The following is a 13388-nucleotide window of genomic DNA, read 5'->3' on the forward strand; positions in this document are numbered from 1 at the left end:
ATGACACAGGCACAGCTCGCAGAACGCGTGCCTGTCACCTCAGGCGCTCCACTGCTGCAGGTCAACGACGTCAGCGTCGTGTTCGGCGGCATTATCGCGTTGAACGGCGTCTCGTTCAACATGCAGAAGGGCCACATCCTCGGCCTGATCGGACCGAACGGCGCCGGCAAGACCACGCTCTTCAATTGCCTCAGCCGGCTCTATCAGCCGAGCAAGGGCGACATCCTGATGGAGGGCCAGTCAATCCTGACACGGCCCGCCCACAAGATCTCCGAAATCGGCATTGGCCGCACGTTCCAGAACGTCGCGCTGTTTCCGAACCTCACGGTTCGCGACAATGTGCGCGTCGGCAAGCATGCACGCACCAATAGCGACATCGTCAGCGATGCGCTGAAGCTGCCATGGGTGCGCAAGGGCGAAGCCGCGATCAACAAGGACGTCAACGACATCCTCGATTACCTCGATCTGCAGGGCGTCGCCGACACCATCGTGTCAGGGCTCCCGTTCGGCACACAGAAGCGCGTCGAACTCGCTCGCGCACTTGCGGCCGAGCCGAAGATCCTGCTGCTGGACGAGCCCGCCGGCGGCCTCAATCATGAGGAAGTCTATGTCCTCGGCGATTTGATCCGCCGCATTCGCGACGAACGCGATGTCACCGTGCTGCTCGTCGAGCATCACATGGGCCTCGTGATGTCGATCGCCGACCACGTGGTCGCGCTCAACTTCGGCAAGAAGCTCGCGGAAGGCACCCCGGCTGCCGTCCAGAAAGACCCGGCTGTCATCAAGGCCTATCTGGGGGACAAGGATTCATGAGCACCATGCTTCATGTAAAGGACCTGCGCGCCTATTACGGCCAGGTCCAGGCACTGCACGGCCTCGAATTCGACCTCAAGGAAGGCAGCCTCACCACCCTGCTCGGCGCCAATGGCGCAGGCAAGACCACCACGCTGCGGGCGATCTGCAACATGGTCCGCTCCACCGGCTCGATCGAGTTCGAGGGCAAGAAGCTCGACAACAAGTCGACTGAAAGCATCGTGCGCCTCGGCATCGCCCATGTGCCGCAAGGCCGCGGCACCTTCACCACCATGACGGTGGAAGAAAACCTGCAGCTCGGCGCCATCAGCCGCAAGGACACCAAGGCGATCGATGGCGACATCGAGCGCATGTATGACCACTTCCCGGTGCTCAAGCAGCGCCACACCCAGCAGGCCGGCACGCTGTCCGGCGGTGAACAGCAGATGCTCGCGGTGGCCCGCGCGCTGATGTTGCGGCCCCGCCTGATGCTGCTGGACGAGCCCTCCTTCGGCCTCGCGCCGCTGATCGTGCGGGATCTGTTCAAGATCCTTGGCAAGATCAACCGCGAGGACAAGGTCTCGATCCTGGTCGTCGAACAGAACGCACAGCTCGCGCTCGAACTCGCCGACAAGGCCTATGTGATCGAAACAGGACGCATCGTGATGTCCGGCACCGCCGACGAGATCGCGAACAACGAAGACGTCCGTAAATCCTATCTGGGATATTGAGGGGGAAGCCATGGAGCTGTTTACCAACCAAGTCCTGGCTGGCATTGCCACGGGCGCGATCTATGCCTGTATGGCGCTCGCGGTCGTGATGATCTACCAGGCGATCGACCACCTGAACTTCGCCCAGGGCGAAATGGCGATGTTCTCGACCTTCATCGCCTGGCAATTAATGCAGTGGGGCGTGCCTTACTGGGTCGCCTTCATCCTGGTGCTGATCTTCTCCTTCATCGGCGGTGTCGTGATCGAGCGGGCTTTGTTCAAGCCGCTCGCCAAGGCGCCGGTGCTGACCCATGTCGCCGGCTTCATCGCGCTGTTTGCCATCGTGAACAGTGTCGCGGGCCTCACCTGGGACTTCACCATCAAGCAGTTTCCGTCGCCGTTCGGCTCTGCCCCGTTCCTGGGCAGCCAGCTGATCTCGACGCATCAAGCCGGCATGATCGGTGTCACGCTGGTGCTGTTGCTGCTGCTGTTCGCTTTCTTCCGCTACACCCGCGTGGGTCTGGCGATGCGCGCTGCGGCAGTGATGCCTGAATCGGCCCGCCTCGTCGGTATCAACACCTCGTGGATGATCGCGCTCGGCTGGGGCATGGCAGCTGCGATCGGTTCGATCGCCGGCATGCTGATCGCTCCGGTCGTGTTCCTCGAGCCCAACATGATGGGTGGCGTGCTGATCTACGGCTTCGCGGCCGCGGTCGTCGGCGGCCTGTCGAGCCCGCTCGGCGCCGTGATCGGCGGCTTCCTGGTCGGCATCTTCGAGAATCTAGTCGGCACCTACATTCCGGGTGTCGGTAACGAGCTCAAGCTGCCCATCGCGCTGGCGCTGATCATCACCGTGCTGGTCGTCAAACCCCATGGCCTGTTCGGCCGCACCATCGTGAAGCGAGTGTGATCATGAGCACCGTGCAAGAAGTCTCCTCTGCTCCGGTCGTCGCTGCCGTCCCCAAGAAGGCGATGTCGCTCGGACCGGGCGCCTCGCTAGTGTTGCTCGCCCTCCTCGCGATCACGCCGTTCTTCGTCAAGAACTTCATCATCTTCCAGATGACGATGGTTCTGATCTACGCGATTGCGGTGCTGGCGCTGAACATACTGACGGGTGCCAGCGGCCAGTTCTCGCTCGGCCAGAGCGCGTTCTACGCGCTCGGGGCCTATACGTCGGCGATCCTGATCGAACATGCCGGCATGAACTACGCGCTAACGCTTCCGTTTGCCGGCATCGTCTGCTTCATCGCCGGCTTCCTGTTCGGCCTGCCCGCGCTGCGGCTGTCCGGCATCTACCTCGCGCTGGCGACCTTTGCGCTGGCCGTGGCGATGCCGCAGCTCCTGAAGCTCGGCGTGTTCGAGCACTGGACCGGCGGCGTGCAGGGCCTGGTCGTCACCAAGCCGGATGCCCCGGAGATCTTCGCCTCCATGGGGCTGAAGGTCTCGCAGGACATGTGGCTGTATTTCTTCACCCTCGTCGTTGCGATCGTCATCTACATCGTGTCGGTCAATCTGCTGAAGTCGCGCTCCGGCCGCGCGATGATGTCGATCCGTGACAACGAAATCGCGGCCTCCGCGATGGGTGTCGATGTAGCGCTCTACAAGACCCTCGCCTTCGGCGTCTCGGCCGGCATTACCGGCATTGCTGGTGGTCTTGGCGCCATCGCCGTGCAGTTCGTGGCGCCAGATGGCTACACCATCCAGCTCGCCATCGCGCTGTTCCTCGGCATGGTGGTCGGCGGCGTTGGCTGGCTGCCGGGTTCGCTGGCCGGTGCGCTGTTCATCGTGTTCGTCCCGAACATCGCCGAGCATGTGTCGAAGGGATTGTCCGGTGCCGTGTTCGGCGTCATCCTGATCTTCATCATCTTCCTGCTGCCGAACGGCGCGCGTCAGCTCGCTTATGGCGCACAGGCGATGTTCAGCAAATTGCGCGGAAGCTGATCGATCAAAGCAACATTAACTATCAGAGGCCCCTGCGACGAAAGTTGCGGGGGCTTTTTCTTGCCATCAGCAGGCGAAACCTGTTCAATCCGCGCACCGCAGCATTCATAAAAACAACAACACGCGCGGTTTCATGGACATGATCAAGGAGACCAGAAATGCCTTCGTTTAGCTCGCGCGCAATGACGTTCTCGATTGCCGCGGCCCTCGTTGCCTCAGCAGGCAGCACAGCTTTCGCTCAAAAGAAATACGACACCGGTGCCACCGACACCGAGATCAAGATCGGCAACATCATGCCCTATAGCGGGCCAGCCTCCGCCTATGGCGTGATCGGCAAGATGGAAGAAGCCTATTTCAAGATGATCAACGATCAGGGCGGAATCAACGGCCGCAAGATCAACTACATCACCTATGACGACGGCTACTCGCCGCCGAAGGCCGTGGAGCAGGCACGCAAGCTGGTCGAGTCCGACGAAGTGCTGTTCATCGCGAGCTCGCTCGGCACCCCATCGAATTCGGCGATTCAGAAATACATGAACGCCAAGAAGGTACCGCAACTGTTCGTGGCCACCGGCGCCACCAAGTTCGGCGAGTATAAGGACTTCCCGTGGACCATGGGCTGGCAGCCCGCCTATCAGAGCGAGTCGCGGATCTATGCGGCCTATCTGCTCAAGGAAAAGCCCGACGCCAAGATCGGCGTGATGTATCAGAACGACGATTTCGGCAAGGACATGCTGAAGGGCCTCAAGGACGGTCTCGGCTCCAAGGCCGCCTCAATGATCATCGCCGAAGCCAGCTATGAAGTGTCCGAGCCGACCATCGACTCGCATGTCATCAAGCTGAAGTCGGCCGGTGCCGATACCTTTGTCAGCTTCACGACGCCGAAGTTTGCCGCACAGGCGATCAAGAAGACCGCCGAACTCGGCTGGAAGCCGACCTACATCCAGAGCAATGTCGGCGCATCGGTCGGCAGCGTGATGAAGCCGGCAGGCTACGACAATGCGCAAGGCATCCTGTCGGCGAACTACGCCAAGGATGGCGCCGATGCGAGCTGGGACAATGACGAGGGCATGAAGAAATTCTATGCCTTCCTCGCCAAATACGCGCCCGGCATGGACAAGAATGACGGCTCGGTCGTCTATGGTTACGGCCAGGCCCAGACCATTGTCCAGGTGCTCAAGCAGGTGGGCGACAACCTGACCCGCGCGAACATCATGAAGGAAGCGGCCAATCTCAAGAATTTTGCGCCCGATACCCTGCTGCCCGGCGTGACGATCTCGACCTCGGCCACTGACTTCTACCCGATCGAGCAGCTGCAGATGCAGCGCTTCAAGGGCGAGAAGTGGGAGCTGTTCGGCCCGATCATCGCCGGCAAGATCGACGGCTGAGCGGGTTCCCGCCACCATCTTTCTGCCACATCGACAGTGCCCCTCGCGATCACATTGCGAGGGGTTTTCTTTTGGTGCCGACATCGGCGCCCCCTCGCCGCGCCGAGGATTGTTCTGGATATGCCGACCCGCTTTCGCTCGCCCGCTGCATTCGCTTTGACGGCAGCTCTGTCTTTCGCAGTCGCGGGCACCGCTTGTGCGCAGAAGGCATACGATCCCGGCGCATCCGATACCGAGATCAAGATCGGCAATATCATGCCCTATAGCGGTCCGGCCTCGGCCTATGGCACGGCGGGCATCATCGAGGCCGCTTACTTCAAGATGATCAACGATCAGGGCGGCATCAATGGCCGCAAGATCAATTTCATCAGTTACGACGACGCCTACAATCCGTCCAAGGCGGTCGAACAGGCGCGCAAGCTGGTGGAATCAGACGAGGTGCTCGTGGTCTTCAACCCGCTGGGCACGCCATCGAACACGGCGATCCTGAAATACCTGAACGGCAAGAAGGTGCCTCAGCTCTTCGTTGGCGCTGGGAGTACGTCATTCGGCGATCACAAGGCCTATCCGTGGACCATGGCCTGGCAGCCGCCCTATCAGAGCGAAGGCCGCATCTATGCGACCTATATTCTGAAGGAGAAGCCCGACGCAAAGATCGCGGTGCTCTATCAGAACGACGACTTCGGCAAGGATGTGCTCAAGGGCCTGAAGGACGGCCTTGGCGACAAAACCTCGATGATCGTCGCCGCCGAAGGCTATGAAGTGAGCGAGCCGACCATCGACAGCCGCATCATCAATCTCAAGGCTTCCGGCGCCGATGTGTTCATCAGCGTGACCACTCCGAAGTCGGCGGTGCAGGCAATCCGCAAGGTCGCCGCCTTGGACTGGAAGCCGCTCTACATCCAGGGCTATGCCAGCGCCTCGGTCGGCTCAGTGCTGAAGCCGGCCGGCCTCGACATCTCGCAAGGCATCCTTTCGGCCTACTACGCCAAGGACGGCTCCGATGTGCAGTGGGACAATGACGAGGGCATGAAGCGCTTTACCACTTTCCTCGCCAAATATGCCCCGGATTACAGCCGCAATGACATCTCCACCGTCTATGGATATGGCGTGGCCCAGGCGATGGTGCAGGTGCTGAAGCAGGCCGGTGACGATCTCACCCGCGCCAATGTCATGAAGCAGGCTGCGAATCTGAAGGATTTCGTACCGGATATCGTGCTGCCCGGCGTGAAGCTCAACACGTCGGTCAGCGATCATTACCCGATCGAACAGCTGCAGATGATACGTTTTACCGGCGAGACATGGGAGCCGTTTGGACCGGTCATTTCCGGAGAGATGAAGCGGTAAAGCGTAACTCACAGGGTGGACAAAGCGAGGCCTGCCCACCGCATCCCTTGACCGCGGATGGCGGGCACGGCGCAAACGCGCCTTTGCCCACCCGACAGAATGCTCAATAAATCAGCCCCTTGTGACGCCAGCACAAGGAGCTTTCTGTTGCCGCATGCGTGCGAACGGTGTTGAATTCAACCGGAGCCACAAAGGCCCTCAAAGAAAAACAGAATTCGGGAGTTGGAAATGCCGTCGATCCTTTCGCGCACCACAGACAGTCTTTTGCTCTTGTCCGTCGCTGCGACCCTCAGCGTCGCTGCCACAGGCGGCGCACTCGCCCAGAAGAAATACGATACCGGTGCCAGCGATACCGAGATCAAGATCGGCAACATCATGCCGTATAGCGGCCCTGCCTCGTCCTATGGACTGATCGGCAAGACCGAAACCGCCTATTTCAAGATGATCAACGACAATGGCGGCGTGAACGGCCGCAAGATCAATTTCATCACCTATGACGACGCCTACTCGCCACCAAAAGCCGTGGAGCAGGCGCGCAAGCTGGTGGAGTCCGATGAGGCCCTGTTGATCTTCAATTCGCTGGGCACGCCGTCGAACACCGCGTTCCAGAAATACATGAACGCGAAGAAGGTGCCGCAGCTCTTCGTCGCCACCGGCGCCAGCAAGTGGAACGACCCGAAGCATTTCCCGTGGACCATGGGATGGCAACCGAGCTACGCCGTCGAGGCACAGATCTACGCCAAATACCTGATGAAAGAGAAGCCGAACGCCAAGGTCGCGGTGATCTATCAGAACGACGATTTCGGCAAGGACTACCAGAAGGCCTTCAAGGAAGCGCTCGGCGCCAAGGCCGCCACGATGCTCGTGACCGAGGAGAGCTATGAGATCTCCGAGCCGACCATCGACTCTCACATCGTCAAGGTGAAGTCGCTCAATCCCGACGTCGTCGTGCATTTTGTCACGCCGAAATTTGCCGCCCAGGGCATCAAGAAGATCGGCGAACTCGGCTGGAAGCCGCTGCAGCTCGTCACCAATGTCAGCGTGTCCGTTGGCGCCGTCATGCAGCCCGCCGGTTTCGACAATGCGCAGGGCGTGCTCTCGGCCGACTATCGCAAGGACGGCGCGGACTCGCAGTGGAACAACGACCCCGGCATGAAGAAGTGGTCGGCCTTCATCGACAAATACATGCCGGGCGCTGATCGCACCGACAACAGCCTCGTCTATGGTTACGGCGCGGCCCAGACCATGGTGAAGGTGCTGGAGATGGCGGGTGACAATCTCACCCGTGAGAATGTGATGAAGCAGGCCGCAAGCCTGAAGGATTTTGCGCCGGATACGCTGCTGCCGGGCATCACCATCACGACCTCGGCCACCGACTATGCGCCGATCGCGCAGCTCCGCATGATGCGCTTCAAAGGTGACAAGTGGGAGTTGTTCGGCGACGTCATCAATGCGGATGTGGCTGCGCCCGAGTAAGTGCAACGCACTCGCCGCACTGCACGCATTTTATAGCAATTCCGGGCCCCTGCGATTTTGTCGCAGGGGCTTTTCCTTGTGACGTGACGGCGACAGGCGTTCAATATGTCGCAGGAGCCGCAGAGCTCCGCAAAACGATTGGGACGAACGACCTCGGGAGACTTTGAATGCTCGCACGATCAATGCGCTTGGCAGCGGTTTCCGCTGCGTTGGCTTTACTGGCTACAACTGCCACCGGCGCATTCGCGCAGAAGAAATACGACACCGGCGCCACCGATACGGAGATCAAGGTCGGCAACATCATCCCCTATAGCGGCCCAGCTTCCGCCTATGGACTGATCGGCAAGACCGAAGCCGCCTATTTCAACATGATCAATGCGCAGGGCGGCATCAACGGCCGTAAGATCAACTTCATCAGCTATGACGACGGCTACTCGCCGCCGAAAGCCGTGGAGCAGGTCCGCAAGCTGGTCGAATCAGACGAAGTGCTCGTCGTCTTCAATCCGCTCGGCACGCCCTCCAACACCGCGATCCAGAAATATCTGAACGGCAAGAAAGTGCCGCAGCTGTTTGTCGCCACCGGCGCCACCAAGTGGAATGATCCGAAGAACTTTCCATGGACGATCGGCTGGCAACCTTCTTATCAGAGCGAAGCAGTCATCTATGCAAAGTATCTGCTGAAGGAGAAGCCGAATGCCAAGATCGGCGTTCTCTATCAGAACGACGATTTCGGAAAAGACTATCTGAAAGGCTTCAAGGACGGTCTCGGCGCCAAGGCTGCGTCGATGATCACCATCGAGGACAGCTACGAGATTTCCGAGCCGACCATCGACACCCATGTGGTGAAGCTGAAGGCTGCCAATCCTGACGTGCTGATGATCTTCACCACGCCGAAATTCGCGGCGCAGACCATCAAGAAAACTGCTGAACTCGGCTGGAAGCCGCTGCAGATCCTTGCCAATGTCAGCATCTCGGTCGGCGCGGTGATGCAGCCCGCCGGCTTCGACAATGCACAGGGCGTGTTGTCGGCGTCCTACAGCAAGGACGGCACCGATCCGCAATGGAAGGACGATGCCGGCATCAAGAAGTGGAACACCTTCCTCGACAAATACATGCCGGAAGCCAACAAGGCGGACTCGAGCACGATCTACGGCTACGGCGCCGCGCAGACATTGGTAAAGGTGCTCGAAATGTGCGGTGACGACCTCACCCGCGCCAATGTGATGAAGCAGGCCGCCAGCCTGAAGGATTTTGTCCCGGACACGCTGCTGCCCGGCGTGAAGATCAACACCTCCCCCACCGACTTCGCCCCGATCTCGCAATTGCAGATGCAGCGTTTCAAGGGCAATGCGTGGGAGCGCTTTGGCGAAATCTTCAGTGGCGACGTAGCACCCACGCAATAATCCTGCTGCAACAGCGAAGAGACACAACGATACCGCCCTCGCGATCATGTCGCGGGGGCTTTTTCTTGCCGGTGATCGCGCGCGGGTGTTGAATGTCGCAAGGAGCCGCAGAGCTCCAGCGTCAACAACATGACACACACGCCATCATCAGGGAGACAGAAATGCCCGCAATGCATCTGCGTTTGGCCGCGCTTCCGGCTGCCGTCGCCATCCTTGCCGTCACCACATCCGGCGCGCTTGCCCAGAAGAAATATGGCCCCGGCGTCACCGACACCGAAATCAAGATCGGCAACATCATGCCCTATAGCGGACCTGCTTCCGCTTACGGCGTGATCGGCAAGACCGAGGAGGCCTATTTCAAGAAGATCAATGCCGAAGGCGGCATCAATGGTCGCAAGATCAATTTCATCAGCTATGACGATGGCTATTCCCCGCCGAAGACCGTCGAGCAGGCGCGCAAGCTGGTCGAGAGCGACGAAGTACTACTCATCTTCAATCCGCTCGGCACACCACCCAATTCGGCGATCCACAAATACATGAACGCCAAGAAGGTGCCGCAACTCTTCGTCGCCACCGGCGCCACCAAGTGGAACGATCCGAAGGATTTTCCCTGGACCATGGGCTGGCAGCCCAGCTACCAGTCCGAAACCCAGATCTATGCCAAGTATCTGTTGAAGGAACGACCGAACGCCAAGATCGGTGTGCTGTTCCAGAATGACGATTACGGAAAAGACTATCTGAAGGGCTTAAAGGACGGGCTCGGCGCCAAGGCCGCGACCATGATCATCGCGGAAGAGGCCTATGAGACCTCGCAGCCGACCATCGACAGCCACATCGTCAAGCTGAAGTCCTCGGGCGCCGATGTCTTCATCAACATCACCACGCCGAAATTCGCCGCGCAGGCGATCAAGAAGATTGCCGAGATCGGCTGGAAGCCCGAGCACTTCCTCAACAACGTCTCGGCGTCCGTCGGCAGCGTGATGAAGCCGGCCGGCTTCGAGAACGGCCAGGGCATCATCTCCGCCGCCTATGCCAAGGACGTGTCCGATCCGCAATGGAAGGACGACAACGGCATGAAGACTTTCCTCGCTTTCCTGGCGAAGGATTTTCCCGAGGGCAACAAGCTCGACGGCAATGTCATCGTCGGCTACGGCGCGGCACAGACGCTGGTGCAGGTGCTGAAGCAGTGCGGTGACGACCTCACCCGCGAGAACGTCATGAAACAGGCCGCGAGCCTGAAAGACTATCGCACCGAGATCCTTTTGCCCGGCATCAAGATCAATACCTCGGCCTCGGACTTCGCGCCGATCAGCCAGTTGCAACTGATGCGCTTCAAGGGCGAGATGTGGGAGCTGTTCGGCGACATCATCAGCGCCGACGTCGCCGGCTGATCATTCCTCACAACGAAATAAACGAGGCCTGCGACCAAAGATTCGCAGGCCTCTTCTCATTTCTGAACGCTTTCCTTTTGAGCCACTAAGCATTCGCGGTAAGACCACCTCGCAAGTGCGAGAGCGCATTTGCCGAACAAGAAAATCACGCCTTGCAAGCAAGGGAAGGAACTCGAATGTCCGCCACCTCCGTGCGGCTGGCTGCCCTCTCGGCCGCCGCCATGTTGCTCGCTGTCTCCTCCACCGCCGTCTTCGCCCAGAAGAAATATGACACCGGCGCCAGCGACACCGAAATCAAGCTCGGCAATATCGTGCCCTATAGCGGACCGGCTTCGGCCTATGGCGCCGTCGGCAAGGCACAGGCCGGCTATTTCAAGATGATCAACGACAAGGGCGGCATCAATGGCCGCAAGATCAACTTCATCTCCTATGACGACGCCTATTCGCCGCCGAAGGCCGTGGAGCAGACCCGCAAGCTGGTCGAGAGCGATGAAGTGCTGCTGATGTTCTCCGCACTCGGCACGCCGTCCAACACCGCGATCCACAAATACATGAACGCCAAGAAGGTGCCGCAGCTGTTCCTGGCCACTGGCGCCACCAAGTGGAATGATCCCAAGAACTTTCCTTGGACCATGGGCTATCTGCCAAGCTACCAGAGCGAAGGCCGCATCTACGCGCAATATCTGATGAAGGAGAAGGCCGGCGCCAAGGTCGGCGTGCTCTATCAGAATGACGACTTCGGCAAGGACTATCTCAAGGGTCTCCGCGACGGTTTCGCCGATAAATCTTCGTCGATCGTCATCGAGGACAGCTATGAGCTGACCGAACCCACGGTCGATTCCCATATCGTGAAGATCAAGGCAGCCAATCCCGATGTTGTCGTCATCTTCGCAACGCCGAAATTTGCCGCACAGACCATCAAGAAGATCGCCGAGCTCGGCTGGAAGCCGACCATGATCGTTCCAGGCGTCAGCGTTTCGGTCGGCCAGGTGCTGCGGCCAGCAGGCTTCGAGAATGCGCAGGGCCTGATCTCCGCGCATTACGCCAAGGACGCCACTGACCCGCAGTGGAAAGACGATCCCGGCATGATCGCCTACAAGGAATTCCTCGCCAAATATGTGCCGGACGGCAATCCCGCGGATTCCTCGCTGATGTCCGGCTACAACATCGCCGTAACCATGGCGATCCTGCTCCAGCAGTGTGGCGACGACCTCACCCGCGCCAATGTGATGAAGCAGGCGGCGAACCTGAAGGACATCCAGCAGCCGACCTTGCTGCCGGGTGTGAAGATCAACACGTCGCCTACCGATTTCGCACCGATCGACCAGATGCAGCTGATGAAGTTCGAAGGCGAGAGCTGGAAGCTTTTTGGCGAGGTGATGAAGGGCGAAGTGGGCACGAACTAAGGCGGCCGAAGCTCCATGTTTTCCTTCTCCCCTTGTGGGAGAAGGTGGCTTCGCGAAGCGAAGACGGATGAGGGGTACGGCTAGGCTCGGAGCCTGTGGCTACCCCTCCCCCGTCTCGAACGCTTCGCGTTCGATCCACCCTCTCCCACCCCGCACAGCTTCGCTGTGCTAGGGGGAGAGGGAAGGAAAAGCCCATCTTGCCGCCTCCGTCATTGCCCGGCATAACCCCCTCATGACCGACAAACGCCCCCTGCTCCGCGCCATGTTCGATGCCGCTGTCGCTGCAGCGCATCCTGACGTCATTCTCAGTGCCCATCTGCCGGCGCCACCGAACGGCCGCATCATCTGCTTGGCCGCCGGCAAAGGCGCCGCCGCCATGGCTGCAGCTGCCGAGAAACATTATCTCGACGATCTCAAGCTCGATCCCGAGCGTCTGACCGGCATCGCCACCACCCGTCACGGCCACGGCGTGCCGACCCGCCGCATCCGCGTGGTCGAGGCCGGCCATCCCGTGCCCGACGAAGCCGGCATGAAAGGTGCCGACGACACGCTGGCACTTGCAGCCACAGCCACCACCGACGACCTGCTGCTGGTGCTGATCACCGGCGGCGGCTCGGCCAACTGGACCGCACCGGTCGCCGGCATCACGTTTCAGCAGAAGCAGCAACTCAACCGCGCTTTGCTGCGCTCGGGCGCCGTCATCGGCGAGATCAACACCGTGCGAAAGCATCTGTCCCGCATCAAGGGCGGCCGCCTCGCCCGCGCCGGCCAGAAGGCGGAGATCCTGTCGCTGGCGATTTCCGATGTGCCGCATGACGATCCCGCCGTGATCGCGTCAGGGCCCACCGTGCCGGACACGACGACGCTTGCGGACGCCCGCGCCATCGTCGCCAAATACAAGCTTGCCGTGGACGATGCCGTCAGCGCCGCACTGAACGATCCGGCGAATGAAAGCGCAAAGCCGAACGATCCGGCTTTCGCGCGCGCTACGTTCAAGCTGATCGCCAGGCCGAAGGAGTCGCTGGATGCCGCCGCTCAGGTGGCACGCGATGCCGGCTATGAGGTCATCGATCTCGGCGCCGATCTCGAAGGCGAAGCCCGCGAGGTTGCGGCCGAGCATGCAGCCATGGCGCTCAAAGCCCAGGCCGAAGGCAAGAAGATCGCCATCGTCTCCGGCGGCGAACTGACGGTCACGGTGACTGGCAACGGCCGCGGCGGCCCCAATCAGGAATATGCGCTGGCGCTGGTGGATGCCTTCAAGGACACCACAGGCATCGTGGCGCTGGCCGGTGATACCGATGGCGCCGATGGCGGTGCCGGCAGCGCTAGCGATCCCGCGGGTGCACTGCTCGATGCGAAGACGTTCGAGGCCATGCGTGCACAGAAACTCGATCCGATCGCTTCGTTGAAGAACAACGACGCAACCACGTTCTTCACGGCCACGGGAGATCTTTTGCAGACCGGCCCGACGCTGACGAATGTGAATGATGTTCGGGTGATTTTGGTGGGGTGACTCTGTTCCCTCCCCCAAGCG

11 protein-coding genes are annotated in these 13388 nt (G+C 60.2%); all 11 read left to right on the forward strand.

Annotation, left to right across the window (positions count from 1 at the left end):
- The 11 genes from AC1RQ5_RS25620 to AC1RQ5_RS25670 all read left to right on the forward strand — a co-directional run bounded on the left by AC1RQ5_RS25620 (nucleotide 1) and on the right by AC1RQ5_RS25670 (nucleotide 13367).
- Nucleotides 1-813: an ABC transporter ATP-binding protein gene (locus AC1RQ5_RS25620; RefSeq protein ID WP_398481848.1), complete on the forward strand. Its 813-nt coding sequence runs from the start codon at nucleotides 1-3 to the stop codon at nucleotides 811-813.
- Nucleotides 810-1523: an ABC transporter ATP-binding protein gene (locus AC1RQ5_RS25625; protein ID WP_398481850.1), complete on the forward strand. Its 714-nt coding sequence runs from the start codon at nucleotides 810-812 to the stop codon at nucleotides 1521-1523. Before AC1RQ5_RS25620 ends, AC1RQ5_RS25625 begins: the two co-directional genes overlap by 4 nt.
- A 10-nt stretch (nucleotides 1524-1533) precedes the next feature.
- Entirely contained in the window at nucleotides 1534-2412 is an 879-nt protein-coding gene (locus tag AC1RQ5_RS25630; RefSeq protein ID WP_398481853.1) for a branched-chain amino acid ABC transporter permease, read from the forward strand.
- A 2-nt stretch (nucleotides 2413-2414) separates the two neighbouring features.
- On the forward strand, nucleotides 2415-3443 hold the full coding sequence (locus tag AC1RQ5_RS25635) for a branched-chain amino acid ABC transporter permease (RefSeq protein ID WP_493202732.1): 1029 nt from the start codon (nucleotides 2415-2417) through the stop codon (nucleotides 3441-3443).
- Nucleotides 3444-3625: 182 nt separating this feature from the next.
- Nucleotides 3626-4831 carry an ABC transporter substrate-binding protein gene (locus AC1RQ5_RS25640; RefSeq protein WP_493203569.1) on the forward strand — a complete coding sequence of 402 codons (1206 nt, stop codon included), beginning with the start codon at nucleotides 3626-3628 and terminating at the stop codon, nucleotides 4829-4831.
- 120 nt (nucleotides 4832-4951) lie between these two features.
- Complete coding sequence (locus AC1RQ5_RS25645; protein ID WP_493202734.1) at nucleotides 4952-6178, forward strand: ABC transporter substrate-binding protein; 1227 nt, start codon at nucleotides 4952-4954, stop codon at nucleotides 6176-6178.
- A gap of 228 nt (nucleotides 6179-6406) precedes the next feature.
- Complete coding sequence (locus AC1RQ5_RS25650; RefSeq protein WP_493202736.1) at nucleotides 6407-7654, forward strand: ABC transporter substrate-binding protein; 1248 nt, start codon at nucleotides 6407-6409, stop codon at nucleotides 7652-7654.
- Nucleotides 7655-7821: 167 nt separating this feature from the next.
- Complete coding sequence (locus AC1RQ5_RS25655) at nucleotides 7822-9057, forward strand: ABC transporter substrate-binding protein (protein ID WP_493202738.1); 1236 nt, start codon at nucleotides 7822-7824, stop codon at nucleotides 9055-9057.
- A 161-nt stretch (nucleotides 9058-9218) separates the two neighbouring features.
- A complete protein-coding gene (locus tag AC1RQ5_RS25660) occupies nucleotides 9219-10448 on the forward strand; it encodes an ABC transporter substrate-binding protein (RefSeq protein WP_493202740.1) in 1230 nt (409 codons plus the stop codon).
- Nucleotides 10449-10624: 176 nt separating this feature from the next.
- On the forward strand, nucleotides 10625-11854 hold the full coding sequence (locus tag AC1RQ5_RS25665) for an ABC transporter substrate-binding protein (RefSeq protein WP_493202742.1): 1230 nt from the start codon (nucleotides 10625-10627) through the stop codon (nucleotides 11852-11854).
- A 232-nt stretch (nucleotides 11855-12086) separates the two neighbouring features.
- Nucleotides 12087-13367: a glycerate kinase type-2 family protein gene (locus AC1RQ5_RS25670; protein ID WP_493202744.1), complete on the forward strand. Its 1281-nt coding sequence runs from the start codon at nucleotides 12087-12089 to the stop codon at nucleotides 13365-13367.
- Nucleotides 13368-13388 lie beyond the last annotated feature (21 nt).

It is taken from the genome of Tardiphaga sp. GW821-FHT12E02 (assembly GCF_058807155.1).

Coding starts and splice junctions, on each gene's coding strand:
- AC1RQ5_RS25620 (WP_398481848.1), top strand. CDS start 1: ATGACACAGGCACAGCTCGCAGAACGCGTGCCTGTCACCTCAGGCGCT.
- AC1RQ5_RS25625 (WP_398481850.1), top strand. CDS start 810: ATGAGCACCATGCTTCATGTAAAGGACCTGCGCGCCTATTACGGCCAG.
- AC1RQ5_RS25630 (WP_398481853.1), top strand. CDS start 1,534: ATGGAGCTGTTTACCAACCAAGTCCTGGCTGGCATTGCCACGGGCGCG.
- AC1RQ5_RS25635 (WP_493202732.1), top strand. CDS start 2,415: ATGAGCACCGTGCAAGAAGTCTCCTCTGCTCCGGTCGTCGCTGCCGTC.
- AC1RQ5_RS25640 (WP_493203569.1), top strand. CDS start 3,626: ATGACGTTCTCGATTGCCGCGGCCCTCGTTGCCTCAGCAGGCAGCACA.
- AC1RQ5_RS25645 (WP_493202734.1), top strand. CDS start 4,952: ATGCCGACCCGCTTTCGCTCGCCCGCTGCATTCGCTTTGACGGCAGCT.
- AC1RQ5_RS25650 (WP_493202736.1), top strand. CDS start 6,407: ATGCCGTCGATCCTTTCGCGCACCACAGACAGTCTTTTGCTCTTGTCC.
- AC1RQ5_RS25655 (WP_493202738.1), top strand. CDS start 7,822: ATGCTCGCACGATCAATGCGCTTGGCAGCGGTTTCCGCTGCGTTGGCT.
- AC1RQ5_RS25660 (WP_493202740.1), top strand. CDS start 9,219: ATGCCCGCAATGCATCTGCGTTTGGCCGCGCTTCCGGCTGCCGTCGCC.
- AC1RQ5_RS25665 (WP_493202742.1), top strand. CDS start 10,625: ATGTCCGCCACCTCCGTGCGGCTGGCTGCCCTCTCGGCCGCCGCCATG.
- AC1RQ5_RS25670 (WP_493202744.1), top strand. CDS start 12,087: ATGACCGACAAACGCCCCCTGCTCCGCGCCATGTTCGATGCCGCTGTC.